A 24,122-nucleotide genomic window follows, 5' to 3' on the forward strand; every position below is an offset into this window, starting at 1 on the left:
AAAGAAATGCTTCCCTGCCGGGAGGCTCAAGGCCATGCAGTGGGCGCTGCATGGGGCCCTCACAGCTTTGGAAAGTCCCATCATGTTCGAACAACAATTCGTCAATGCCTTGTCGCTGGGCTGTGTGTATGCACTGTTCGCGCTGGGCTTCACGCTGATCTTCGGCGTGCTCGGGGTGATCAACCTGGCGCATGGCGCCGTCTTCATGGTTGGCGCCTACGCGGCACTGTTCGTCGTCCAGCAATTCAGCCTGCCCTTGTGGGCGGGGCTGATGGCCGCGTTCTTCGTCGCCGGCTTTACCGGGGTCATCATCGACTACCTGGTGCTCAAGCCGCTGCGCAAGCGCAACGCGCCCCACCTGATCCCCATGATCGCCACCATCGGCGTGGGCATCATCCTGAACAACACCGCCCAGGGCATCTTCGGCGCCAGCAACCTGCGCTTCCCGCACGGCACCGTGCCCGAGGAAGTGATCGAGGTCGCCGGCCTGCACCTGACGGTCATTGAGCTGGGCATCATCTTCCTGTCTTTCGCGCTGATGGCCGTGCTGATGTACGTCATGCGCCGCACGCAATTCGGCCGCGCCCTGCGCGCCATCGCCGAATCGCCCAAGGCTGCCTGGCTGCTGGGCATCAACGTCGAAAAGCTGTTCGTCACCACCTCGTTCGCCGCGGCCGCCCTGGGCGGCGTGGCCGGCGTGCTGATCGGCCTGTACTCCAATGCGCTGTTCCCCCTGATGGGCCAGCCGATGCTGCACAAGGGCATCGCGGTCATCATCCTGGGCGGCATGGGCGACATCCGCGGCGCCATGCTGGGCGGCCTGTTCCTGGGCTTCGCCGAGGTGCTGTCGGTGGCCTATATCGGCTCCACCATGCGCGATGCGGTGGCTTTCGGCCTGCTGTTCCTGATCCTGCTGGTGCGCCCGCAAGGTCTGTTCGGCAAAGTGGTTCAACGCAAGGCTTAAAGAATGAGCGGATTCGAAAACTTCTGGGCCATTTACGGCAACCTGGTGCTCACGCTGGGCACCAACGCCTTGCTGGCTCTCTCCATCTGGCTGACCCTGGCTTGCGGCATGCTGGCCATGGCCAACGCGGCCTTCATGGGCATCGGGGCGTACGCCGCCGCGCTGCTCACCATGAACTACGATGCGCCGTTCTCGGTCGCGCTTGCCGGCGGCATGGCCGCGCCCGCGCTGGTGGCGGCGCTGATCGGCTTGCCGACCTTGCGGCTGTCCGGGGTCTACCTCGCCATGGCCACGCTGGGCTTTGGCGAAGTGGTCCGCGTGACCATCCTCAACACCGAGTCCATCACCGGCGGCGCGCTGGGCCTTAACGGCATCCCGCAGCTGACGCAGTGGTGGCATGTGGTGCTGGCCGTCGTCATCGTGCTGTTCGTGCTGTGGCGCGTGCGCGCTTCCAAGATCGGGCGCTCGTTCGACGCCATCCGCGGCGATGAAACCGCGGCCGGCCTGATGGGCATCGACGTGCGCGCCAACAAGATGCTGGCCTTCGTGGCCGGCGCGATGATCGCGGGCCTGGCGGGCGCCCTGAACGCGCACCTGACCTTCTTCATCGGCCCCAACGAATACGGTTTCGACCGTGGCGTGGAAATCCTGACCATGGCGATCCTGGGAGGCATCGGCGGCCTGGCCGGTCCCGTGCTGGGCAGCTTCATCATTACCGTGCTGCCGGAAATGCTGCGTGGTTTTGCCGATCTGCGCCTGGTCGCGAATGGAGTGATTCTGGTGGTGATTGTGTTGTTCCTGCCGCAAGGCATCTGGGATCCGGCGCGCTTCAAGCGCTGGATGCGCCAAGGACGCCAGGGAGGCAAGCGCCATGCTTGAGCTTTCTTCCGTCTCCAAGAGCTTCGGCGGCCTGCATGTGCTGCATGACGTCAGTCTGTCCGTGCCCGAGGGCGCCATCTTCGGTCTGATCGGTCCCAACGGCGCCGGCAAGACCACGGTGTTCAACCTCATCACCGGCCTGCTGCCGCCCAGCGGCGGCACGATCACGTTCAACGGCCAGAGCGTGCTGGACAAGCGGCCGCACCGCATCACGCGCATGGGCATCGCCCGCACCTTCCAGAACATCCGTCTCTTCAAAGAGATGACGCTGCTGGAGAACGTGGTGGTGGGCGCCTACCGCCATATGAATTACGGCTTCCCCAGCCTGCTGCTGGGCCTGCCGGGCTACCGCGAGCACGAAAAGCGCGCCCGCGAGCGCGCGCACGAACTGCTCACCTGGATGCGCCTGGACCACAAGGCCAACGATCTGGCCGACAACCTGTCCTACGGCGAACAGCGCCGCCTGGAGCTGGCGCGCGCGCTGGCCACCGAGCCCAAGCTGCTGCTGCTGGACGAGCCGGTCGCCGGCATGAACACCGGCGAGCGCGCCGAACTCATGCGCGAGATCCTGGCCATTCGCGACCGCGGCTACACCATCCTCATGATCGAGCACGACATGCGCTTCGTCATGGGCTTGTGCGAACGCATCGCGGTGCTGAACTTCGGCAAGATCATCGCTTGCGGCGGACCCGACGAGATCCGCAACAACGAACAGGTCATCGAAGCCTACCTGGGCCGCGAAGACGACGAAGACACCGAACAAGCGGAGGCCGCACAATGAGCGCCATGCTGGAAGTCCGCGGACTCGAGGTCAATTACGGCCACATCGAAGCCGTCCGCGGCATCGACCTGGACCTGAACGCCAAGGAAATCACCGCCCTGGTCGGCGCCAACGGCGCCGGCAAGTCGACCACGCTGCTGGCGCTGTCGGGCCTCTTGCCCAAGGCGCGCGGCAAGATCACCTTCGAAGGCGAGGACATCACCAACCTGCCGCCGCACCAGCTGGTGGCGCGCGGCATCGTCCAGGTGCCGGAAGGGCGGGCCATCCTCACCACCATGACCGTGCTCGAAAACCTGGAGCTGGGCGCCTACCGCCGTGGCCTCAAGAACGTCGATTCGGACCTGGAATATGTGTTCAACCTGTTCCCGCGCCTGAAGGAACGGATCACCGGCATCGCCGGCAACCTGTCCGGCGGCGAGCAGCAGATGCTGGCCATCGGCCGGGCCTTGATGGCCAAGCCGCGCCTGCTGCTGCTGGACGAGCCCTCCATGGGGTTGGCGCCCATCGTGGTGCAGGAGATCTTCCGCTCCCTGCGCGCGATCAACGCCGACGGCCTGACCCTGTTCCTGGTCGAGCAGAACGTGCGCCAGGCGCTGAAGATCGCCCAGCATGGCTATGTGCTGGAGAACGGCGCCATGGCGCTGACCGGCACGGGTCGTGAACTACTGGGCCATCCGCGCGTGCTGGAAGCCTACCTGGGCGCCTGAGCGGGCGCTCCAGGGCGTGCGTCCCTGATTGTTTGGATGTGCCGGCGGCGCCTCAGGGCGCCGTTGGCGTATTTCCGACGAGGATTAAGTTGCCCACTTTTTGAGCAGCTGTGTTAGAATCGCAGGCTTTCCCTCATTTTGGCCAATGCACGGGCGGGTAATAACGCTTAGGCAAGACGCTGATATCGACTGAATTTGTCGGGAACCTTAGTGGTTTTTTCCGGAATTCGGTCCAGTTCAGGGAAAAAAACTGGCTGGATGGTCCAGCCAGGAAATTTTTTATTCTTAGGAACCATCATGAAGACCTTTGTGGCCAAGCCGCATGAAGTCCAACGTGACTGGTTTGTGATCGACGCCAAGGGCAAAGTCCTCGGTCGTGTGGCCAGCGAAGTCGCACGTCGTCTGCGTGGCAAGCACAAACCTGAATTCACGCCGCACGTTGATACCGGTGACTACATCGTCATCGTCAACGCTGCCGATATCGTTGTTACGGGCGCCAAGGCGAAGGACAAGAAGTACTTCCGCCACACGACGTACCCGGGCGGTATCCGTGAAACGAACTTCGAGAAGATGCAAGAGCGTTTTCCCGGCCGCGCCATCCAGAAGGCTGTCAAGGGCATGCTGCCCAAGGGTCCTCTCGGCTACGCCATGATCAAGAAACTGAAGGTGTACGCCGGTGCCGAGCACCCGCACACCGCCCAGCAGCCCAAGACGCTGGATATCTAAGGAAACGCCATGATCGGTAACTGGAATTACGGAACCGGCCGTCGCAAAACCTCGGTGGCTCGCGTTTTCATCAAGAAGGGCACGGGTAAGATCGTTGTCAACGGCAAGCCCGTCGACGACTTCTTCGCCCGCGAAACCGGCCGCATGATCGTGCGCCAGCCGCTGGAACTGACCGGCCACCTGGAATCGTTCGACATCAAGGTCAACGTGCACGGCGGCGGTGAAACCGGCCAGGCCGGCGCAGTCCGTCACGGCATCACGCGTGCCCTGATCGACTACGACGCGACCCTGAAGCCCGCACTGTCGCAAGCTGGCTTTGTCACCCGCGATGCCCGCGAAGTCGAACGCAAGAAGGTCGGCTTCCGCAAGGCACGTCGGCGCAAGCAGTTCAGCAAGCGTTAATACGCTGCTGCAAGAAAAGCCCGCTTCGGCGGGCTTTTTTTCGCACTATCCGTTCCAGCGCCGGACGCCGTCCGGCCGTTGTACGTCCCGCGCGGAACTCCGCGCATTCCCTCCGGTCGGAAAGAAGGACCTGCGGTGCCATTTCGGGCTCTTAGCCGCAACACCCGCTTTCCCGAGCGATACAATCGATCCTCGTTCTACGAAGAGCACACATCATGGCCCAAGCATCGAACACCCGCATCAAGGTTGGTATCGTCGGCGGCACCGGTTACACCGGCGTCGAGCTGCTGCGCTTGCTGTCGCAGCATCCCAATGTGGAATTGACCGCCATCACGTCCCGCAAGGAAGACGGGCTGCCGGTGGCTGATATGTACCCGAACCTGCGCGGCCGCGTGAACCTCGCCTTCTCCGCGCCGGAAAAAGCCACGCTGACGGATTGCGACGTCGTGTTCTTCGCGACGCCCCACGGCGTGGCCATGGCCCAGGCCCAGGAACTCATCAATGCGGGCACCAAAGTCATCGACCTGGCCGCGGACTTCCGCCTGCAGGACATCCCGACCTTCGAACGCTGGTACAAGATTCCCCACACCTGCCCGGACATCCTGGCCGAGTCCCAGTATGGCTTGGTGGAACTGAACCGCGAGGCCATCTCCAAGGCCCGCGTCATCGGCAACCCCGGCTGCTACCCCACCACCGTGCTGCTGGGCCTGGCCCCGTTGCTCGAAGGCGGCAAGAAGCTGATCGATGCGCAAACCCTGATCGCCGACTGCAAGTCGGGCGTGTCGGGCGCCGGCCGCAAGGCCGAAGTGGGCTCGCTCTTCTCTGAAGCCTCCGACAACTTCAAGGCCTATGGCGTGGCCGGCCACCGCCACCACCCTGAAATCGTCGCGCAGCTGGAAAAGATCGCTGGCGGCCAGGTCGGCCTGACCTTCGTGCCCCATCTGGTGCCGATGATCCGCGGCATGTTCTCCACCATCTACGCGCGCATCCTGCCGGAAGCCCGCGACACCGACTTCCAGGCCCTGTTCGAACAGCGCTACGCCGACGAACCCTTCGTCGATGTGATGCCTGCCGGCAGCCTGCCCGAAACCCGTTCGGTGCGCGCCTCCAACAACCTGCGCATCGCGCTCAGCCGTCCGGGCAATGGCGACCAGCTGATCGTCCTGGTGGTCCAGGACAACCTGGTCAAGGGCGCCGCCGGCCAGGCCGTGCAGAACATGAACCTGATGTTCGGCATCGCCGAATCGACCGGCCTGGACCAGGTCGCGATCCTGCCCTGATGTAAGCAGGCTTGCGGCCATCAGGCCGCAAGCCGCCGCTCTTTATGCCCGCCGATTCCTCCACCACGCCCCAGCCTCGCCCCGCCGGTGGGTTGGCGCGCGTACTCGTGGGCTTGCTGATCGGCGTGCTGCTGGGCGGCTCCGCCAGTTTTCTCTACGCCCGCAAGCTTTACCGGCCGCAGGACGCCGTGGTGATCAGCGCCCGACAGGCCGAGGTCCAGGAAGAGGCCATGCGTCAGCAGTCGACGCAGCTGCGCTACACGCAAGGGCAACTGGACACCGCCGACGGCGAACTCGTCATCGAACGCGCCGCGCGCCAGGAACTGGAAACGCAGCTGCGCGCGGCCCAAGCCGAAGTCGGCAGGGTGCGCGATCAACTGGCGTTCTATGAGCAATTGCTGCCGCCGGGCCCCGAGGGCTCGGTGGATATCCGCGGCGTCGAGATCGACCGCAGCGGCGGCGGCCTGCGCTACAAGGTCCTGCTGATGCGTAGCGGCCGCAATGGCGCCTCTCCGTTCTCGGGCGCCTTGCGTTTCCAGGCCACCGGCATCCTGAAGGGCGAAACCGTGAAGGTCGATCTGGCGCCCATGCAGGTCAAGGCCGAGTCCGGCTCCGTCGCCCTTCCTGGCGACAGCGCGCCGACCTCGCCGCTGGCCCTGCAGTTCGATCAATACCAGCGCAGCCAGGGCATCCTGGCGCTGCCCGAGGGATTTGTCCCCGAAAGCGTCACAGTCAGCGTCCTGGAGGGCGATACCGTCCGGGCGTCAAGAAGCGTCAAGCTCGAACTTTGAGTCTGCGCAAGCCCTGCGCTATAGTGACACTATGCGAGCGCCGTTGCCGCTCACCGAAATATGGCCGAACCGGCCAGGAGTGAACCATGAATGCAGTGACCGAAACCGTCGACCTGCAGGCTGCCCCGCCTGCTCCCCTGGTGTTTACCGACTCGGCTGCGGCCAAGGTGAAGGATCTGTTGGCCGAAGAAGGCAATCCTGAACTGAAGCTGCGCGTATTCGTGCAGGGTGGAGGCTGTTCGGGTTTCCAGTACGGCTTCACCTTCGACGAAGTCGTGAACGATGACGACACCGTGCTGGACAAGGCCGGCGTGCAGCTGCTGGTCGATCCGATGAGCTTCCAGTACCTGGTCGGCGCAGAGATTGACTACAAGGAAGACCTGGAAGGCGCGCAGTTCGTCATCCGCAATCCCAACGCCAGCACCACCTGCGGCTGCGGTTCCTCGTTCTCGGTGTAATCAACCGGGCAGGAAAAGAAAAAGCCCTTCGGCTTGCCGAAGGGCTTTTTGCATGGGCGCGCGGTTTTCAGGCGGGATAGAGCGCGCCCAGGATGCGCGGGCCGCGCGCGCCGGTGACGGCGGGCAGGCCCGCCGGCCTGCGCTGCACGAAGGCTTGCGCCAGCCAGGCGAACGCCAGGGCCTCGACCTCCTGCGCCGGCACGCCCAGCGTATCCGTGGCGTGCACGGGCCGTTGCAGGCAGTACGCCAGCTCGCGCATCAAGCCCGCGTTGCGCGCGCCGCCGCCACAGACGAAGACTTCCTGCGTGCCCGCCGCCACGGCATCGACGGCGTTGGCCACCGTGCGCGCCGTTAGGCGCTGCAACGTGGCCTGCACGTCCTGCGGCGCGGGCTTGGGGCCGTCGAACGCGGCCAGGCGATCGTCCAGCCATTGCATGTTGAACAGGTCGCGCCCGGTGGACTTGGGCGGGGGCAGGGCGAACCAGGGCTCGCTGGCCAGGAGCTGCTCCAGCAGTGGCGCCAGGACCTGCCCCGTCGCGGCCCAGCGGCCGTCCGCGTCATACGGCAGGCCCAGGTGGCGCTGGCACCAGCCGTCGAGCAGGACGTTGGCGGGGCCGGTATCGAAGCCGCGAGGCGCGTGTCCGGGCGTAAGCAGCGTCACATTGGCGATGCCGCCCAGATTGAGGACGGCGCGGCCTTGCGGCGCGCCGAAGATGGCGGCATGGAAGGGCGGCACCAGCGGCGCGCCCTGGCCGCCCGCGGCCACGTCGCGGCTGCGGAAATCCGCCACCACGTCGATGCCAGCCAGTTCCGCCAGCAGGGCGGGAGCATTGAGCTGCACCGTGTAGCCCAGGTCGGGGCGGTGCCGGACCGTCTGGCCGTGCGCACCGATGGCGGTCACATCGCCGGCCGGCACGCCGGCTTGCTGGAGCAGGGCGGCCACGGCCTGAGCGTACAGGCGGGCGAGCCCGTTTGCAGCCAGCGCCGCGCGGGCCAGTTCGTCGTCGCCGGACTGGTTCAGGGCCAGCAGTTCGCGCCGCAGGTCCGCCGGCATGGGCAGGCTGGCGCTGGCGAGCACGGCCGGCGCCTGGCCGTCGTCCAGGCGCACCAGCACGCCGTCCACGCCGTCGAGGCTGGTACCCGACATCAGTCCGATATAGAGCTGCGCGTTAGTGGTGGAAGGATTCACGGGGGCCTCGAAAAAGAAAAAGCGGCCGCGCAGCTGAAAGTGCGGGGCCGCTTTCGACGGGACGTTGGGCCGGCTTTAGCGGCTGGCCACGTTGGTCAGGGCGTCGGGCAGGGTCTGCTGGAACTCGGTCAGCAGCTGGATCTGCGCCTTGTACGGTCCCACGGCCTGGTTGAAGGCGCGGACTTCGGCGGGTTCCAGGCTGCGGGCGACCGGCAGGTCCACCGACAGCGGATCGATAGGCTGGTTGTCCACGCGGAATTCGTAGTGCAGGTGCGGGCCGGTGGCCCAGCCGGTGGCGCCGACATAGCCCAGCAGCTGGCCCTGCGAAATCTTCGAACCCTTGGTGATGCCTTCGGCGATGCGGCTCTGGTGGGCGTACAGCGTCGAATACTTGCCGTGGTGCTTGACGATGACCACGTTGCCGTAGCCGTTCTGCCAGCCGGAGAATTCCACCGTGCCGTCGGCCGTGGCGTGGATCGGCGTGCCCGAGGGCGCGGCGTAGTCCACGCCCTTGTGTCCCGTCCAGGTCTTGTGGATGGGGTGCATGCGCATGCCGAACGTGGAGCTGATGCGGCTGAACTTCAGGGCGGTGCGCAGGAACGCGCCGCGCAGGCTGGTGCCGTCGAAGTCGTAGTACGAACCGCTCTTTTCGTCGGGGCTGAACCAGACGGCGTTGTAGGTCTTGTCGCCGTTGATGAATTCCAGGGCCAGCACGCGGCCGGCGCCCGCGTAGCGGCCGTCGTGCGAACGCACTTCGTAGACCACGCGGAACTGGTCACCCTGGCGCAGGTCGCGCAGGAAGTCGATCTTGGCGCTGAGGATGTCGGCCATCTGCATGGTGACCGAGTCCGGGATGCCGGCGGCGTCGGTGGCGCCGAACAGCGACGAGCGGATCGTGCCCACGGCGACGCGGGTCTGGCGCTCGGTGCTTTCAGTGATTTCCTCGGCCTTGTAGCTGTCGCCCGCGGGCGCGACGTGCAGCATGCGCGTCACGACCTGGCCATCCGCCTCGTTGCCGGGGGTGTGGATGTAACGCAGCCAGATCAGGTTGCCGGCCTCGTCGGTCGCGGCCTGTACCGAGCGGCCCGGGTACAGCTTGTAGATGCTGCGGGCGCTGGCTTCGTGCGTCAGGAAGGTCTGCAGGCTGGGCGCGTCCAGTTCCAGGCGCTGCAGCACCGCGGCCAGCGTGTCGCCGGCGCGGATCCGGGTTTCGCTGATGTAGGGGGCGGCGCTGGGAGTGCTGACTTCGACTTGCTCGGCGCTTAGCGGCAGGACGCTGCTGATGATGCGCGAAGGCGGGAGTTCGGTGCGGTCGGGTTGCTGCACCATGCCTAGGGCGGCGGCGCCTGCGAACAGACCAATGGCGGTGACGAGAAGAGTGCGGCGGAAAAGTCCCGAGCGCTGCGGCTTGGGCGCTACGGGCGCAAACACGGCAGCAACTTTGCGCTTGATGCTACTCGCCAGTTCGTGGAGGCCACGATTCATCGTGAAGATACCCTCTCAGGTGGCTTGAGCTCGCAGGGTGCGTGACACGAACGGCCCTCGCGCGCACATTTTCGGGGCAAGGGCTGGCGCGGGGCGCATCTTGTGAACAACGGGGTGTAAACCGGACCACAACTGCGTATATATGGCAATTGCGTATGATTGGGCGGTATCCTAGCTGATTCGGCTAGAATTTTCGATAGTTTTCGTCACTTTTTACACCTTTTTATCGGCTGAAGCCGAGTTGGTCCCCCTGCCATGTCATCCTCAGAAGCCCCGATTACCCCCGAAGTCGAAGCAGACCTGCGTATAGCGAAGCGCGGCTGCGACGAGTTGCTGGTCGAGTCCGAATTCGCCCGCAAGCTTGCCAGGAGCCGCGCCACGGGCGTGCCCCTGCGCATCAAATTGGGGCTGGATCCGACCGCGCCGGACATCCACCTGGGCCACACGGTGGTGCTGAACAAGATGCGCCAGCTGCAGGACATGGGGCACAACGTCATCTTCCTGATCGGCGACTTCACCTCCACCATCGGCGACCCCAGCGGCCGCAACAACACCCGCCCGCCGCTCACGCGCGAACAGATCGAGGCCAACGCCAAGACCTATTACGCCCAGGCCAGCCTGGTGCTGGATCCGGCCCGCACCGAGATCCGCTACAACTCCGAATGGTGCGATCCGCTGGGCGCGCGCGGCATGATCCAGCTCGCGTCGCGCTACACGGTCGCGCGCATGATGGAGCGCGAGGACTTCACCAAGCGCTTCAAGGGCGGCATTCCGATTTCGGTCCATGAATTCTTGTATCCGCTGATGCAGGGCTATGACTCGGTGGCGCTGAAGTCCGATCTGGAGCTGGGGGGCACCGATCAGAAGTTCAACCTGCTGGTCGGGCGCGAGCTGCAAAAAGAGTATGGCCAGGAGCCGCAGTGCATCTTGACGATGCCCTTGCTGGTCGGGACGGATGGCGTAGAGAAGATGTCCAAGTCCAAGGGCAACTACATCGGCATTTCGGAGTCGCCCGATTCGATGTTCGGCAAGCTCATGTCGATTTCCGACACGCTGATGTGGCGCTACTTCGAGCTGCTGTCGTTCCGCTCGTTGGAAGACATCGCCGCGCTCAAGCAGGAGATTGACGGTGGCCGCAACCCGCGCGATGCCAAGGTCATGCTGGCCCAGGAAATCATTGCGCGCTTCCATTCCGCCAAGGCCGCCGAAGAGGCGCTGGCCTCGTTCGAGGCCCGTTTCCGCGACGGCGCGATCCCCGATGACATGCCTGAGGTGAACATCGGCGGCGCGCCGGTGGGCATCCTGAAGCTGCTGCGCGAAGCCGGCCTGGTCGCGTCGGGCTCGGAAGCGCAGCGCAACGTCGAGCAGGGCGGGGTGCGCGTCAACGGTGATCGCGTGGAAGACAAATCGTTGCAATTGCCGGCGGGGACTTACGTCGTTCAGGTGGGCAAGCGCAAATTTGCGCGTGTTAACTTGAACCCATGATTGCGAAGTTTTGATACGCTGAGGGTACAGACAGGGGCAGTGGGGCCTTTGCGGCACTTCAAGGAGCACGACATGAAACTTTCGAGTTTGTCCTTTTCCGATAACGAGTCGATTCCCGAACGCTACGCCTTCGGCAGGATCGATGCGCAATCGCACGTCGCGCTGGCAGACAACTTCAACCCGCAGTTTTCCTGGGACGACGTTCCGGCGGGCACGCAGTCGTTTGCCTTGATCTGCCACGACCCCGATGTGCCCTCCGAGCCCGACGACGTCAACCAGGAAGGCCGCGAGGTGTCGGCCAGCCTGCCCCGCGTGGACTTTTTCCACTGGGTGCTGGTCGACCTGCCGGCCGACCTGCGCGACATCGAGGAAGGCACCTTTTCCAGCGGCATCACGCCGCGCGGCAAGGGCGGTCCGCTGGCGCCGATGGACGCGCGCCAGGGCATCAACTCGTACTCGTCATGGTTCGCCAACGACCACGACATGAGCGGCGACTACTTCGGCTATGACGGCCCGTGCCCGCCCTGGAACGACGCGATCCCGCACCGCTACGTCTTCACCCTGTACGCGCTGGACGTGCCCACGTTGAACCTGCAGGGTTCCTTCACCGGCGAGGACGCGCTGCGCGCCATCCAGAAGCATGTGCTGGCGCAGGCGTCGCTGACGGGTACCTATACGCTCAATCCGAAGCTGGCTCCCAAGCAGATCGGCGCGACCTCGGCCTGATCCCGCCCGCCACAAAAAAGGCCGCAGAATCTGCGGCCTTTTTTTCGTCCGGGAGGTTCAGCCCACGGCGCGCTTGAGCCGCAGCAGCGCCACGCCAAAGCTGATGAAGATGGTTCCGACCAGCCGGTTGATCCAGGTCACGATGCGGGGCTGGCGCAGCAGGCGCCGGGCGCGATGGGCCAGCGTGCCGTAGGCCAGCAAGGACCCCAGCGACATGGCCATGAAGATGCCCGTCAGAATGAAGAATTGCGGCAGCAGCGGTTCGGCGGCGTTGAGGAACTGTGGAAACAGGGCGGTGAAGAACAGGATGGGCTTGGGATTCAACGTCGCCACCAGGGCGGCTTCCAGATAGAGCCGGCTGGCGCCGCGCGGCGCTTGGCCGGCAGCGTCGGGCGCAGGCGGCGCGATGTTCGAGCGCCCCAGAAGATGACGCAGGCCGATGTAGAGCAAATAGGCAGCCCCGGCCAGCTTCAGGATCGTGAACAGCAGGGCGGACGATTGCAGCACCATGCCCAGCCCCAGCATGGCGGCGGCCGACAGCAGGAACAGCCCAGTGACATTACCCAGGGTGGAGGGCAGCACGGCCCGCCATCCACCCGCCGCGCCGTTGCGGATGGCCAGCATGGTGGCAGGACCGGGGCTGATGACGCTGACCGCAGCTACTAATGAGTAGGTTATGAGCGTGGCGCTTTGCATGAAAGTTTCTCAAGTCGGGTTGAGACGGGTTTTCGGCCCGCGGAGGATGGCGTGGTTTTCGCGCCCGTCCAGGGAATTTTGCCCGGGTTCCAGGCATTTTGGGAGCAATCGATTCTGCCTGACGCGGTAAACTATCCGTCATTCTCCGGGTTTACCCACCCGGGCGCAGTTTCCTCCTCTCTTACCGCCTCAGGAACCCCCCGTCATGTTTGACCGCAACCTCACCTTGTCCAAGGCTGACCCGGACGTTTGGGCCGCCATCCAGAAGGAAGACGTCCGCCAGGAACAGCACATCGAGCTGATCGCTTCGGAGAACTACGCCAGCCCGGCCGTCATGGAAGCCCAGGGTACGCAGCTCACCAACAAGTACGCCGAAGGCTATCCGGGCAAGCGCTACTACGGCGGTTGCGAATACGTGGACGTGGTCGAGCAGCTGGCCATCGACCGCCTGAAGCAGATCTTCGGCGCCGAAGCCGCCAACGTGCAGCCCAACTCGGGTTCGCAGGCCAACCAGGGCGTGTACATGGCCGTCCTGAAGCCGGGCGACACCGTGCTGGGCATGAGCCTGGCCGAAGGCGGCCACCTGACGCACGGCGCGTCGGTCAACGCCTCGGGCAAGCTGTACAACTTCATCTCCTACGGCCTGGACGCAAACGAAGTCCTGAACTACGACCAGGTCGAACAACTGGCCAAGGAGCACAAGCCCAAGCTGATCGTGGCCGGCGCCTCTGCCTACGCCCTGCACATCGACTTCGAGCGCATGGCCCGCATCGCCCGTGAAAACGGCGCGCTGTTCATGGTCGACATCGCCCACTACGCGGGCCTGGTCGCAGGCGGCGCCTACCCCAACCCGGTGCCGCACGCCGACTTCGTCACCTCGACCACGCACAAGTCGCTGCGCGGCCCGCGCGGCGGCGTCATCATGATGAAGGCCGAGCACGAGAAGATCATCAACTCGGCGATCTTCCCCGGCATCCAGGGCGGTCCGCTGATGCACGTCATCGCCGGCAAGGCCGTGGCCTTCAAGGAAGCGCTGGAACCCGCCTTCAAGGACTACGCGCAGCAAGTGGTCAAGAACGCCAAGGTGCTGGCCGACACGCTGGTCAAGCGCGGCCTGCGCATCGTCTCCGGCCGCACCGAAAGCCACGTCATGCTGGTGGACCTGCGTTCCAAGGGCATCACGGGCAAGGAAGCGGAAGCCGTGCTGGGCCAGGCCCACATCACGGTCAACAAGAACGCCATCCCGAACGACCCGGAAAAGCCCTTCGTGACCAGCGGCATCCGCCTGGGCACCCCGGCCATGACCACGCGTGGCTTTACCGAAGCCGAAGCCGAGCTGACCGCCAACCTGATCGCCGACGTGCTGGACAACCCGCGCGACGAAGCCAACATCGCCGCCGTGCGTGCCCGCGTCAATGAACTGACCTCGCGCCTGCCGGTCTACGGCAAGAAGTAATCGAGCATCCCTGCGGCGGGCTGCGACCCGGCCGCAGCGGTCCACAAGGGACGGCCCCGCAAGGCGCCGTCCCTTTGCTTTCGGGGCGACCGACGCCGCCCTGGTAAAAAATACGGGGGCGGATTAGCCTGTATTGACGCTGGCGGCCGGGCGCCTCGTTACAATATGCTCAAATATTGCCCTTTCAGTGCCTTTAGGGATCACACATGCGGTGTCCATTTTGCGGCAATGCCGAAACGCAGGTCGTAGACAGCCGGGTCTCCGAAGAAGGCGACGCCATACGCCGTCGCCGTCGCTGCCTGTCCTGTGACAAGCGTTTCACCACCTATGAACGGGTGGAACTCGCCATGCCTTCCATCGTGAAGCGCAACGGCAGCCGCAGCGATTACGATCCCGGCAAGCTGCGTGCCAGCCTGAGCCTAGCGCTGCGCAAGCGCCCCGTCAGCACGGAAGACGTGGACGCCGCGGTCGCACGCATCGAAGAGCAACTGCTGGCCAGCGGACTGCGCGAAGTGCCCAGCGAACACATAGGCGAGCTCGTCATGACCGAACTGCGCAAGCTCGACAAGGTGGCGTATGTGCGCTTCGCTTCGGTCTACAAGAGCTTCGAGGACATCGGCGAATTCGTCGAGGCCATCCGCGAGATGCAGGGTCCGCTGCTGCCGGGCAAGCTGCGCAAGGACTAGCTGTTCGGCTCAAGGTCCGCGGCCGGCTGGCGCCACGGAAGCAGGAAAATGACGGCGCTGCGGCGCCGTCATTGCATGGCGGGTGCCGAACGCGCGAGGCTGGGCGTCAGCGGCTGGAATTTGCGCCAGACGCGGCGCATGTGCTGCGCCGATCCAAAACCCGACTTCTCGGCCACCCGCTCCAGGTCCAGCCGGGTATCGCGCAGCAGGTCACGCGCCAGCGCCACGCGTATCTGATAGAGGTAGTCCATCGGCGTGCAGCCCGCGTGTTCGCGGAATAGCCGGGTCAGATGGCGCGCGCTGGTGTGCGCCTGGTCCGCCAGCGATTGCGCCGACCAGGGCGCCGCCGGATCGCGGACGACCGCGTCCTGCACCCGGTGCACGCCCGGATGCAGGTGGCTGCGGTGGTCCAGCCAGGGCGACAGCGTGGAATCCGTGCCGGCGCGCCGCTGGTAGACCACCATGTCGCGCGCGGTTTCGCTGGCCACGCGCGGTCCGCAATGGCGCGACACCATGTGCAGCGCCAGGTCGATGCCGGCCGTGATGCCGGCGCTGCTGACCAGCTTGCCGTCCTCGACGAAGATGCGGTTGTCATGCAGCCGCGCGCTTGGGTCGATGCTGGCCAACTGTTCCAGGCAGGTGTGGTGGGTGGTGCAGTCGCGCTGCCGCGTCAGCCCGGCAGCGGCGGCGAACAGGGCGCCGGCGCATACCGTCATCAGCGTGAAGCCGTCCGCGGGATGGCGGACGGCCAGCCAGTCGATGATGGCGCGCGAGTCGGGGTCGTCCAGGCGCGTGGGCTTGCCCACCACGCCCGAAATGATCACCAGGGCCTCGGGCGGCAGACTGGCCGGCAGGGCCTGGATATGCGCTAGATGCAGGCCGGGCAGGCCGCTTTCGACCTCCCGGGAGGGGCCGCAAAAGTGCTGTTCGAAGGCGCCGGGAACCAGCTTGTTGGCCACGCGGAAGGCCTCCGCCGGACCTGCGACGTCCAGCAGCACGATGCCCCGCGTCAGCACGAAATACACCGGAACCATGCGGCCCTCTGTCAGCGTCAGGCCGCCAGCGCGTCGGCCGCGCGCGCGATGCGGGCAAAACGCCCTTGCAGCACCAGCTCGGTCCGGTCGCGGATTTCGGCCGGCGTGTAGTGCTGGCCGGACGGGCTCTGCATGGCGAAGGTCAGCGTGGCGTCGGTGGGAAACACCACCTTGTAGCCGGCGTCGCTGGCATGGCGCGAGGTGGTTTCGCAGCACTGTTCGGTGCGGATGCCGCTGACGATGATGCCTTCGATGCCGTGCTTCGCCAGCCAGTCCTGCAGGCTGGCGCCGTCCGCGTCCTTGGCGTAGAGCGAGGAATGCACGGTCTTGTGGAACACGGCGGTGGGGGCGATGCGCAATTCCTTGAGCGTCTTGACGTGCCCGGAGGCCAGCGAAAAGGGGTTGGCGGGGTCGTCCGACACGCTGGTGTGGAACACCTGCAGCACCGGAATGTCGCGGGCCTGGGCCTCGTCGATCAGGGACTGGATCCGTTCCACGAAGGCGGGGTACTCGGTTTCATCCCAAAACGGACGTTGCCGGAAAGAGTCTTGTACATCGATGACGATCAGTGCTTGTTTCATGGACCACGCTCCTGGAGCGACAATTGTAGGGGTGTGATGTTATTTTTACTGCAATCCAGCGTTGCGGCGAGCGCGCCGAAAGACGGCTGTCGGCCCAAAACGGACATCAGCGGCCGGCGCGGCCGGGCCCCCCAGCGCGGCCGCCTGCCCGCCCTGCGGCGGACATACAATCCTGGACATGATGATTCCCAGCGACAACGACGACATTTTCTGGATGCGGCGCGCCCTGGCGCTGGCGCAGACCGTCATGTACACCACCGCGCCCAATCCCCGGGTCGGCTGCGTGATCGTGCGCGACGGGCAGGTGTTGGGCGAAGGGGCGACGCAGCCTCCCGGCGGTCCGCACGCGGAAGTCTGCGCCCTGCGCGACGCCCAGGCGCGCGGCGAGTCCGTGGCCGGCGCCACGCTCTACGTCACCCTGGAGCCTTGCAGCCATTTCGGCCGCACGCCGCCCTGCGTGGACGCCGTGCTCGCGGCCCGGCCCGCGCGGGTGGTGGTGGCCATAGGCGATCCCAATCCGCTGGTCAACGGCCAGGGGCTGGCACGCCTGCGAGATGCCGGCATCGCGGTGACCGCCGGCGTCTGCCGCGCGGAAGCGCTGGCCATCAACGCGGGATTCATCTCGCGCATGAGCCGCGGCCTGCCGTGGGTGTGGATGAAGATGGCGGCGTCGCTGGACGGGCGCAGCGCGCTGCATAACGGCGTCTCGCAATGGATCACCGGGTCCGAGGCCCGCGCCGACGGGCACCGCTGGCGCGCCCGTGCCTGCCTTGTCCTGACCGGCATGGGCACCGTGCTGAAGGATGATCCGCAGCTCAACGTCAGGAACGTGGATACGCCCCGCCAGCCGCGCAAGGCGGTGGTGGACGGCCGTTTCGAAATCCCCGAGGATGCGCGGCTGTTCGATGGCGCCGAGGTCATCATCTTTACGGCCCGTGCCGATGATGCCAAGGCCGCGCGCCTGCAGGCCAGGAATGCCCGCGTGGTGCTGCTGCCGGGCGAGGCGCCCGGCCGGGTCGACCTGCCGGCGATGATGCGCTGGCTGGCGCAGGAACAGTTCAACGAGGTCCACGTGGAAGCCGGGGCGGGGCTGAGCGGCGCGCTGGTCGCCGCGGGCTGCGTGGACGAACTGCTGCTGTACCTGGCGCCGGTGCTGCTGGGCGATGCGGCCGGCATGGTCCGCCTGCCCATGCTCGAGCACCTGGACGGCGCCCGGCGCTACGAATTCATCGAGACCGCGCCGGTGGGCGCGGATCTACGCGTGCGCGCCAGGGTGGCCGACACCTGGAACCAGCTGACGCAGCGGGTGGCGCTGCCGGAGCTGTCCTAGGTCCGGCGCCGATCCGTGCGCACCGCGGTGTAGCGCCAGACCAGGATTGCGGCGGCGCCGCCAGCCAGGGCCAGCAACGCGGCCGCCAGCAACAGGCCGGGATGGTTGCGGCGCAGGCGCTCCCACGACTTCTCGGCCTGCGCGTAATGGAACCAGGCTGCGGCCTGGAAGTCGGGCGCGGCGCATTCGCGGCCGAATGAGCCGCTGAACGGCACCTGCGCACCCTGTTCTATATAGCGGCGGTAGATCGCCGAAGCCAGTTCGGGGGCGTCGTCGATGATGTAGCGGGCGCCCTGGCACAGCACGGCGGCATAGGCTTGCGAGCGGTGCGGCAGCTCGTCGGCCGCGCGCAGCGCATGATTGGCCGCGATCTCGCGGTAGTGGAAGCGGACATAGGGCCGCGCTTCGCTGGCGGCGTAGCGGCGGCGTTCCTCTTCGGTGACGAACGGACCCGGCAGCGCAGCCGCGGCGCGCAAGGCCGGCGTGTCGGGCGTTTCGGGCGCGCCGGCATCGCCGTCATACGCCTTCCAGGCTGGGACCGCGCTGCGCCCCGCGCCATAACTCGTGTTGCCGCCATAGACCGCGAAATCCGGCTCCTGTTCGTAGCCCATGATCTCCATCCCGTCGCGCCGCGCCAGCCGCGAGGCCTCGTACCAGGCTTCGGCCCGCGCCGTGCGGCCCCAGGCGTGGCCGGCGCGGCGCAAGGCCGTGCCGTATTCCGCGGCGAGCCGGCGGGTTTGCGGCAGCCGCACTTCCGGTTTGCCGTCGACGCTTTCCAGCGTGGCATAGCGGGCGTCCGAATCGGCCGGGAAATAGGGCTGCGCCTGTTCGATCGAGCCGTCGCGCACCAGGCGGCGAGCCAGCAGCAGGCGCAGGCGGTCGGATGCGGTGATGGGATGCTGTCTTGCCCAGTCGTAGAAATTCTGCGGGTCGCGCGGCACGGATCCCGCCGGCGCCGGCGCGGCGGGCGCATGCCGGTCCACATAGGCCTTGAGTTCGGCGGTCGTCAGCACGCGTTCGGCGACGTAGGCAGCGTCGTTCCAGTACGGGGCCGAGAGCCAGAAACCTTCGGCCGGGTCGTCCGTCGCGGTGGCGTTCAGCAGTTGATCCAGCGCTTCGACGTACTGGCCGCGCGACAGCGTCAGCACCCCTTGCTCGCCCAGCAGGCGCGCCGCGCCGGTGGCCTCCACGCTGCCGTCGGCGCGCGGAAACGCGCGGGCAGCCTGCGCATAGGCCTGGCCCGCCGCCAGCGTGTCGCCCTGCCGCAGCGCCAGCTTGGCGCGCACCCACCACGCCAGCGCCGTATCCAGCCGCGCGGCCAGCGTTTGCGCCAGGTCGTAGCGGCCAATGCGGTAGGCCAGGGCAGCCACGCGGTCGGCGTCCGGCACTTGCTTCAGATCCAGGGTTCCCAGCGCGGCAACCAGCGATTGCAGCGCCGGGTTCGGCGTGACCTCATGCCCTTGCGCGGCATCGGCAAGCCCGACCTGGCCGGTAGTGTCATAGGCGGCATAAGGATCGGTGGCGCTGTCCGGCCTGCCGTCCACGATGTCGCCGAGCCTGGCCAGCGCGTAGGCCACCAGCAGGCGTTGCGCGACCGGATCGTCGATCAGCCGGCGCGTACGCGCCGGATCCTCCAAGGCCCATTGCGCCAGCATGCGCAGCGATGCATTGCCGCTGCCGGATTCGCGCGCGGCCTGTTCGGCATAGAGGCGCAGCGCGTGCTTCAGCGAGGCCGCGGGGATGGCGTCCATGCAGGGGTCGGCGTTGACCAGCTCCATATAGCTGCATTGCCCTTGCGGCCCGGCCAGGAACAAGCGCGCTTCCTGGCCGTAGCTGGCCACCGCCAGGCCCAACGGATCCGGCGCGCCGTCACGCGCCAGTTGCCGCACGCGGGCATAGGCTTGCGCCGCGGCCTGCCGCTGCGCCTCCGCATCGCCCGCGGTCAGTTCTGCCGCGTCCCCGATTTCCGCCAGCATGTAGGCGGCCCAGACGCTGCGCGCAGCAGCCTGCTGCGGCGGCAACTGGAGGATGGCGCGGTAGCGCGCGCGCGCCCGCTCCAGCAGGCGGTCGGCATCCGGCCCGCGGGCGGCCTGCGTGTCGACCGCGGCGGCGGCGTAAAGCCGTACGGCGTCGGGCAAACCGGCGCCCAGCGCATAGGCCAGGTCGCCGTCGGGTTGCGCGCGCATGGCGCGGGTCGTGGCCCGCTGCGCCGGCGTCAGCGCGGGATCGCGGTCTTCCGGCAGGGCGTTCTGCTGATAGCTGCCGTCCGGCAGTTCGTAGGCTTCGCGCGCTTGCAGTTCATCGCTGGCTGGCACGAGGCGGGCCGCCTCATAGCCGAAAGAGTTGGCCGGCGTGGCGTGCAGCGTGGCCGCGCGATCATCGAGCAGTTGGGCGGGGAACTCCGGCCCGCAGGCGATGACGATGCCGGCGCCGGTCAGCAACAGCAGCGCCGCCAGCGGTTTACGGTTGTACTTGGAAGCTCGAGGGCCCGTTTTCACAGCGTATCCAGCCTATGTTGCGTTGGCCGCCGGCGCGCAGCAGCCCGTCCTGGGAGCGGCGCAGGAAGGCGCCGGCGGAGTCATGTTCGAGGGTATAGCCATTGATGCCGTCGGCCGCGCGGCAGGCGCCGTTCCAGCGGATCGCGAAGGGCAGGGCCGCGTCGGCATTGCCGCCGTTGGACAGTATCAGGTCCTGCGCGCCGCTGCTGCCCGCCGCGCGCGCCGTGACCGACAGCGCCGGCAGCAGGGGCTGGCGCGTCAGCACCGCGCGCCAGGTGGCCAGGCTCCAGGCGCGTTCGTCGCGCGCGGTGGGCAAGCGGAACCAGACGATGCCGGCCAAGCCGCGCGGGCGGGAACGGTGGATCTCGTCGACGAAAGCCGCCATGGCTGCGGGCGTGGCCACCAGTTCGCTGGCGCGGCCGCCCGGCAGCAGGGCGGTGCGTTCGCTTTCGACCGCGGCGATGCTACCGTCGTCGTTCCAGCTCACGCGGCTGCCGTAGGTCGCCAACGCCACGCGCCACGGCCGCTGGGTGCGGTCCGCGAAAGCCGCGAGCCAGGCGCTTGCGCGCTTGGCGTTGAACAGCCCTTGTTCGGGGCTCAGCACGGCATGGACCTGCAACACGGCTTCATCGGGAATCCGCAGCAGCGCGTCGAGCCCGGATCCGTTCAGCCATGTGGGCAGCGCGGTTATCGACAAAGGCAGATCCGGTCCCAAGCCGCGCTTTACCTCCTGCAGAAAGGCCGCGTAGGCGGGCAATTTGGAGGTGGGGCAGTCGTAATCGATTTCGATGCCGGCCAAGGCGATGCCCGCGCTTTTCCATGCGCCGCGCGCGGTCTTGATCCGCGCCAGTACCTCCGGGGCCGGCAGCGCGTCGGCGCGGCCGTCCAGGCGAAAAACCATGATGACGGGACGCCCGGCCGCCGCCAGGGCGGCCAGATCGGGCGCAGCAGTGAACCATCTGCCATCCGGGCTCATTTCCGCCATCAGCACGCGCCATGCCCGCACCGCGTCGGCGCTGTCGGCCAGCGCCTGATTGAGCGACGGCGTCCAGACCCGCTGCCACACATAAGCGTCGCCGGGCAGATCGGCCTGCTTGCCGCAAGCAGCCAGCATCAGCAGAAAGACGCTGCAAAGCGCCGCGGAACAGCGTTTAGCAAGGATGTTCATGCGGCTGGCCAGGATCGGAAAGACATGACGCGGCGACGGCGATGGGCGGATGGAAGGAAACGCGACGCAGGCGCGGCGTGTTTCGAATGCGTGATTCTATCGCCGCCGCAAGGGGTACTAGCACTCTGCGCTTGCGGCTGCCAATCGCGCATAGGTCCGTAATCCGCGGCCCGCAGGCAATCGCGATGCGCAAGCGCCATCGATATGCCATCAAGTTTGCGCATGTCTGCGAGTTTGCCGCGCGCGTCTGCTGCACGAATTCGACAGCGCGCTGCGTGACTATTTTTGGCATTGCGCTAAATGAATTGCCACAAAAACGTCAATTGGCTTTAGCATAGGCACATGACTTGGCGCCACGCACTGATGGACTACACCGTGCAATGCCACGCGCCCTCGTCACCACGGATCTTCGTGCTGCGTCATCGGTGCTTTTTCACAGCCGAACCGGCACGCTCTGAACGAAGACGCAACGCGCCGTTCAGACCGTCCGCTGCCATCGCACAGCGGGCGCATCGGGTTTATGACCCGCATCATAAAAATCCCTGGGACATCGCTCTTCCCTTCAAATCATTGCTGAGCATTTCATGTGCGGGTGCATCTTGCACGTGCGCATACAGCGATATGCTGAAGTCGGACGAGTGAACTTATTCACTTAAGTTGCATTCCCTGACGGAACTTGTATCCGAAGAGTGCAGCCTAATTGGAAAGGGCCTGATCATGCCTTTGGTTGATGTGTGGCGAAAGCAACATACCATCCGGCCGACAGTGCTTATCGCGAGATTGTCTAGTAAAGCGCGAGCGCTGAGGCACAATGGGGGCAGGTAGGGACGTATTGGATTTTTCGCGTGTTGTAGGAGGTTTCCGTGCAAAACATCGTCGAAGGCTTCAAGTCGCAGTATGCAAAAGAGCAGGAATCGGAACTCTCTCTCGAGGAGTACCTCAACCTCGCCAAAAGCGATCCCATGGCGTACGCCAGCCCCGCAGAACGCATGCTGGCGGCGATAGGCGAACCCGAAGTCGTGGACACGCGCAACGACCCACGTCTTTCCCGTTTGTTTTCCAACCGGACCATCCGGCGCTATCCGGCGTTCCAGGAGTTCTACGGCATGGAGGACGTGATCGGCCAGATCGTCGCGTTCTTCAAGCACGCTGCCCAGGGACTGGAAGAGCGCAAGCAAATCCTTTATCTGCTGGGCCCGGTGGGCGGCGGCAAGTCGTCCATCGCGGAGCGGCTCAAGTCCTTGATGGAGGCCTACCCCATCTACGCCTTGAAGGGGTCGCCGGTGAACGAATCGCCGCTCGGGTTGTTCCATCCCGAACGCTTCGGCGACACGCTTGAAAAGGAATACGGCATCCCTCGCCGCTACCTGAGCGGCATCATGTCGCCCTGGGCGGTCAAGCGCCTGAAGGAATTCGACGGCGACATCTCGAAGTTCCGCGTCGTGCGCCTGAACCCGTCGGTGCTGCGCCAGATCGCCATCGCCAAGACCGAACCGGGCGACGAGAACAACCAGGACATTTCCTCGCTGGTGGGCAAGGTCGACATCCGCATGCTCGACCGCCACTCGCAGGACGATCCGGATGCCTACAGCTACTCCGGCGGGCTGTGCCTGGCCAACCAGGGGTTGCTGGAATTCGTGGAGATGTTCAAGGCCCCGATCAAGATGCTGCACCCCTTGCTGACGGCGACCCAGGAAGGCAACTTCAAGGGCACCGAAGGCTTTTCCGCGATCCCGTTCAACGGCGCCATCCTGGCCCACTCGAACGAATCGGAATGGCAGACCTTCCGCAACAACAAGCACAACGAGGCGTTCCTCGACCGTATCTACATCGTCAAGGTGCCTTACTGCCTGCAGGTTTCGGAAGAAGTCCGCATCTACGAAAAGCTGCTGCACCACAGCTCGCTGTCCACGGCGCCGTGCGCGCCGGGAACGCTGGACATGATGGCGCAATTCTCGGTCCTGACGCGCCTGAAGGAACCCGAGAACTCCAGCCTCTATTCGAAGCTGCGCGTCTACGACGGCGAAAGCCTGAAGGACGTGGATCCCAAGGCCAAGGCCTTGCAGGAATACAAGGACTATGCCGGCACCGATGAAGGCATGACCGGGGTGTCGACGCGTTTCGCGTACAAGATCCTGTCCAGCGTCTTCAACTACGACCAGACCGAAGTCGCCGCCAACCCGGTGCACCTGATGTACGTGCTCGAGCAGCGGATCGGCCGCGAGGACTATCCCGAGGAAATCCGCCGGCGCTATCTTGAATTCATCAAGGGCTACCTGGCGCCGCGTTATGCGGAATTCATCGGCAAGGAGATCCAGACCGCCTACCTCGAGTCCTACTCCGAATACGGCCAGAACATCTTCGACCGCTACGTGACCTTTGCCGACTGCTGGATCCAGGACGAGGAATTTCGCGACCCGGAAACCGGCGAAAGCTTCGACCGTAGCGCGCTCAACGACGAACTGGAAAAGATCGAGAAGCCGGCCGGCATCGCCAACCCGAAGGATTTCCGCAACGAGATCGTCAACTTCGTGCTGCGGGCGCGCGCCAACAACAACGGCCGCAACCCGACCTGGACCAGCTATGAAAAGCTGCGCGAAGTGATCGAGAAGAAGATGTTCTCGAACACGGAAGACCTGCTGCCGGTGATCTCGTTCAACGCCAAGGCCTCGGCCGAGGACAAGTCCAAGCACCAGAGCTTCGTGGATCGCATGGTTGAAAAGGGCTACACGGAAAAGCAGGTCAGGCTGCTGTGCGAGTGGTATCTCCGTGTGAGGAAGTCTTCCTGAGCGAGGTGAAT

The 24,122-nt window shown here is 65.6% G+C and carries 22 protein-coding genes; 15 read left to right on the plus strand and 7 right to left on the minus strand.

The genetic code is table 11. The features are described 5' to 3' along the window. Positions 1-82 precede the first annotated feature (82 nt). From BRO63_RS01810 to erpA, 9 genes are all read left to right on the plus strand, one after another. Positions 83-964 (plus strand): branched-chain amino acid ABC transporter permease, encoded by an 882-nt coding sequence (locus BRO63_RS01810; RefSeq protein ID WP_054458379.1) that lies wholly within the window; start codon positions 83-85, stop codon positions 962-964. A gap of 3 nt (positions 965-967) precedes the next feature. Then, positions 968-1,843 carry a branched-chain amino acid ABC transporter permease gene (locus BRO63_RS01815; protein ID WP_088138277.1) on the plus strand — a complete coding sequence of 292 codons (876 nt, stop codon included), beginning with the start codon at positions 968-970 and terminating at the stop codon, positions 1,841-1,843. After that, positions 1,836-2,624, plus strand: a complete 789-nt coding sequence (locus BRO63_RS01820; protein WP_088138278.1) for an ABC transporter ATP-binding protein — start codon at positions 1,836-1,838, stop codon at positions 2,622-2,624. Before BRO63_RS01815 ends, BRO63_RS01820 begins: the two co-directional genes overlap by 8 nt. Continuing rightward, the gene (locus BRO63_RS01825) at positions 2,621-3,331 is read left to right on the plus strand and encodes an ABC transporter ATP-binding protein (RefSeq protein ID WP_054458384.1); all 711 of its coding nucleotides are present in this window, start codon (positions 2,621-2,623) and stop codon (positions 3,329-3,331) included. The genes BRO63_RS01820 and BRO63_RS01825 overlap by 4 nt, the downstream gene beginning before the upstream one ends. Before the next feature lie 297 nt (positions 3,332-3,628). Next, positions 3,629-4,057: a 50S ribosomal protein L13 gene (gene rplM, locus BRO63_RS01830; protein WP_013391412.1), complete on the plus strand. Its 429-nt coding sequence runs from the start codon at positions 3,629-3,631 to the stop codon at positions 4,055-4,057. A gap of 9 nt (positions 4,058-4,066) precedes the next feature. Beyond that, the gene (gene rpsI, locus BRO63_RS01835; RefSeq protein ID WP_006217310.1) at positions 4,067-4,459 is read left to right on the plus strand and encodes a 30S ribosomal protein S9; all 393 of its coding nucleotides are present in this window, start codon (positions 4,067-4,069) and stop codon (positions 4,457-4,459) included. 215 nt (positions 4,460-4,674) lie between these two features. After that, positions 4,675-5,739 carry an N-acetyl-gamma-glutamyl-phosphate reductase gene (gene argC / locus BRO63_RS01840; protein ID WP_088138279.1) on the plus strand — a complete coding sequence of 355 codons (1,065 nt, stop codon included), beginning with the start codon at positions 4,675-4,677 and terminating at the stop codon, positions 5,737-5,739. Positions 5,740-5,783: 44 nt separating this feature from the next. Further along, complete coding sequence (locus BRO63_RS01845) at positions 5,784-6,530, plus strand: DUF6776 family protein (RefSeq protein WP_088138280.1); 747 nt, start codon at positions 5,784-5,786, stop codon at positions 6,528-6,530. Positions 6,531-6,616: 86 nt separating this feature from the next. Beyond that, positions 6,617-6,988: an iron-sulfur cluster insertion protein ErpA gene (gene erpA / locus BRO63_RS01850; RefSeq protein WP_013391415.1), complete on the plus strand. Its 372-nt coding sequence runs from the start codon at positions 6,617-6,619 to the stop codon at positions 6,986-6,988. A 67-nt stretch (positions 6,989-7,055) separates the two neighbouring features. Here erpA and BRO63_RS01855 read toward each other — a convergent pair whose 3' ends face one another. Continuing rightward, positions 7,056-8,177: an anhydro-N-acetylmuramic acid kinase gene (locus BRO63_RS01855; protein ID WP_256943223.1), complete on the minus strand. Its 1,122-nt coding sequence runs from the start codon at positions 8,175-8,177 to the stop codon at positions 7,056-7,058. Between the two features lie 75 nt (positions 8,178-8,252). Further along, positions 8,253-9,662, minus strand: coding sequence for a M23 family metallopeptidase (locus BRO63_RS01860; RefSeq protein WP_088138282.1), 1,410 nt, complete (start codon positions 9,660-9,662; stop codon positions 8,253-8,255). Between the two features lie 255 nt (positions 9,663-9,917). Between BRO63_RS01860 and tyrS the strand changes: the two genes are divergently transcribed. Together tyrS and BRO63_RS01870 are read left to right on the plus strand one after the other, a co-directional pair. Then, a complete protein-coding gene (tyrS, locus tag BRO63_RS01865) occupies positions 9,918-11,147 on the plus strand; it encodes a tyrosine--tRNA ligase (RefSeq protein WP_088138283.1) in 1,230 nt (409 codons plus the stop codon). A 72-nt stretch (positions 11,148-11,219) separates the two neighbouring features. Then, positions 11,220-11,873 (plus strand): YbhB/YbcL family Raf kinase inhibitor-like protein, encoded by a 654-nt coding sequence (locus BRO63_RS01870; RefSeq protein WP_088138284.1) that lies wholly within the window; start codon positions 11,220-11,222, stop codon positions 11,871-11,873. 57 nt (positions 11,874-11,930) lie between these two features. Here BRO63_RS01870 and BRO63_RS01875 read toward each other — a convergent pair whose 3' ends face one another. Beyond that, on the minus strand, positions 11,931-12,569 hold the full coding sequence (locus BRO63_RS01875; protein ID WP_088138285.1) for a LysE family translocator: 639 nt from the start codon (positions 12,567-12,569) through the stop codon (positions 11,931-11,933). Between the two features lie 205 nt (positions 12,570-12,774). On the opposite strand from BRO63_RS01875, the gene glyA reads away from it, so the two are divergent. Continuing rightward, positions 12,775-14,025, plus strand: a complete 1,251-nt coding sequence (gene glyA / locus BRO63_RS01880; protein WP_088138286.1) for a serine hydroxymethyltransferase — start codon at positions 12,775-12,777, stop codon at positions 14,023-14,025. Positions 14,026-14,231: 206 nt separating this feature from the next. Next, entirely contained in the window at positions 14,232-14,711 is a 480-nt protein-coding gene (gene nrdR / locus BRO63_RS01885; protein ID WP_088138287.1) for a transcriptional regulator NrdR, read from the plus strand. A 68-nt stretch (positions 14,712-14,779) separates the two neighbouring features. Here the strand turns inward: nrdR and BRO63_RS01890 are convergent, their stop codons facing one another. Next, entirely contained in the window at positions 14,780-15,745 is a 966-nt protein-coding gene (locus BRO63_RS01890) for a GlxA family transcriptional regulator (protein ID WP_088138288.1), read from the minus strand. 17 nt (positions 15,746-15,762) lie between these two features. Continuing rightward, positions 15,763-16,326 (minus strand): cysteine hydrolase family protein, encoded by a 564-nt coding sequence (locus tag BRO63_RS01895; RefSeq protein ID WP_088138289.1) that lies wholly within the window; start codon positions 16,324-16,326, stop codon positions 15,763-15,765. A 178-nt stretch (positions 16,327-16,504) separates the two neighbouring features. Here BRO63_RS01895 and ribD point away from each other — a divergent pair, with 178 nt between their 5' ends. Then, entirely contained in the window at positions 16,505-17,656 is a 1,152-nt protein-coding gene (ribD, locus tag BRO63_RS01900; protein WP_373557758.1) for a bifunctional diaminohydroxyphosphoribosylaminopyrimidine deaminase/5-amino-6-(5-phosphoribosylamino)uracil reductase RibD, read from the plus strand. Here ribD and BRO63_RS01905 read toward each other — a convergent pair. Together BRO63_RS01905 and BRO63_RS01910 are read right to left on the minus strand one after the other, a co-directional pair. After that, a complete protein-coding gene (locus BRO63_RS01905) occupies positions 17,653-20,154 on the minus strand; it encodes a hypothetical protein (protein WP_088138290.1) in 2,502 nt (833 codons plus the stop codon). The genes ribD and BRO63_RS01905 overlap by 4 nt on opposite strands. Then, the gene (locus tag BRO63_RS01910) at positions 20,117-21,322 is read right to left on the minus strand and encodes a DUF3142 domain-containing protein (RefSeq protein ID WP_179215017.1); all 1,206 of its coding nucleotides are present in this window, start codon (positions 21,320-21,322) and stop codon (positions 20,117-20,119) included. The genes BRO63_RS01905 and BRO63_RS01910 overlap by 38 nt, the downstream gene beginning before the upstream one ends. 872 nt (positions 21,323-22,194) lie before the next feature. Between BRO63_RS01910 and BRO63_RS01915 the strand changes: the two genes are divergently transcribed. After that, positions 22,195-24,111, plus strand: a complete 1,917-nt coding sequence (locus BRO63_RS01915) for a PrkA family serine protein kinase (RefSeq protein WP_373557759.1) — start codon at positions 22,195-22,197, stop codon at positions 24,109-24,111. Positions 24,112-24,122 lie beyond the last annotated feature (11 nt).

Source organism: Achromobacter xylosoxidans (assembly GCF_002192695.1).
Taxonomy (GTDB): domain Bacteria; phylum Pseudomonadota; class Gammaproteobacteria; order Burkholderiales; family Burkholderiaceae_B; genus Achromobacter; species Achromobacter xylosoxidans_C.

Coding starts and splice junctions, on each gene's coding strand:
- BRO63_RS01810 (WP_054458379.1), top strand. CDS start 83: ATGTTCGAACAACAATTCGTCAATGCCTTGTCGCTGGGCTGTGTGTAT.
- BRO63_RS01815 (WP_088138277.1), top strand. CDS start 968: ATGAGCGGATTCGAAAACTTCTGGGCCATTTACGGCAACCTGGTGCTC.
- BRO63_RS01820 (WP_088138278.1), top strand. CDS start 1,836: ATGCTTGAGCTTTCTTCCGTCTCCAAGAGCTTCGGCGGCCTGCATGTG.
- BRO63_RS01825 (WP_054458384.1), top strand. CDS start 2,621: ATGAGCGCCATGCTGGAAGTCCGCGGACTCGAGGTCAATTACGGCCAC.
- rplM (WP_013391412.1), top strand. CDS start 3,629: ATGAAGACCTTTGTGGCCAAGCCGCATGAAGTCCAACGTGACTGGTTT.
- rpsI (WP_006217310.1), top strand. CDS start 4,067: ATGATCGGTAACTGGAATTACGGAACCGGCCGTCGCAAAACCTCGGTG.
- argC (WP_088138279.1), top strand. CDS start 4,675: ATGGCCCAAGCATCGAACACCCGCATCAAGGTTGGTATCGTCGGCGGC.
- BRO63_RS01845 (WP_088138280.1), top strand. CDS start 5,784: ATGCCCGCCGATTCCTCCACCACGCCCCAGCCTCGCCCCGCCGGTGGG.
- erpA (WP_013391415.1), top strand. CDS start 6,617: ATGAATGCAGTGACCGAAACCGTCGACCTGCAGGCTGCCCCGCCTGCT.
- BRO63_RS01860 (WP_088138282.1), bottom strand. CDS start 9,662: ATGAATCGTGGCCTCCACGAACTGGCGAGTAGCATCAAGCGCAAAGTT.
- tyrS (WP_088138283.1), top strand. CDS start 9,918: ATGTCATCCTCAGAAGCCCCGATTACCCCCGAAGTCGAAGCAGACCTG.
- BRO63_RS01870 (WP_088138284.1), top strand. CDS start 11,220: ATGAAACTTTCGAGTTTGTCCTTTTCCGATAACGAGTCGATTCCCGAA.
- BRO63_RS01875 (WP_088138285.1), bottom strand. CDS start 12,569: ATGCAAAGCGCCACGCTCATAACCTACTCATTAGTAGCTGCGGTCAGC.
- glyA (WP_088138286.1), top strand. CDS start 12,775: ATGTTTGACCGCAACCTCACCTTGTCCAAGGCTGACCCGGACGTTTGG.
- nrdR (WP_088138287.1), top strand. CDS start 14,232: ATGCGGTGTCCATTTTGCGGCAATGCCGAAACGCAGGTCGTAGACAGC.
- BRO63_RS01890 (WP_088138288.1), bottom strand. CDS start 15,745: ATGGTTCCGGTGTATTTCGTGCTGACGCGGGGCATCGTGCTGCTGGAC.
- BRO63_RS01895 (WP_088138289.1), bottom strand. CDS start 16,326: ATGAAACAAGCACTGATCGTCATCGATGTACAAGACTCTTTCCGGCAA.
- ribD (WP_373557758.1), top strand. CDS start 16,505: ATGATGATTCCCAGCGACAACGACGACATTTTCTGGATGCGGCGCGCC.
- BRO63_RS01910 (WP_179215017.1), bottom strand. CDS start 21,322: ATGAACATCCTTGCTAAACGCTGTTCCGCGGCGCTTTGCAGCGTCTTT.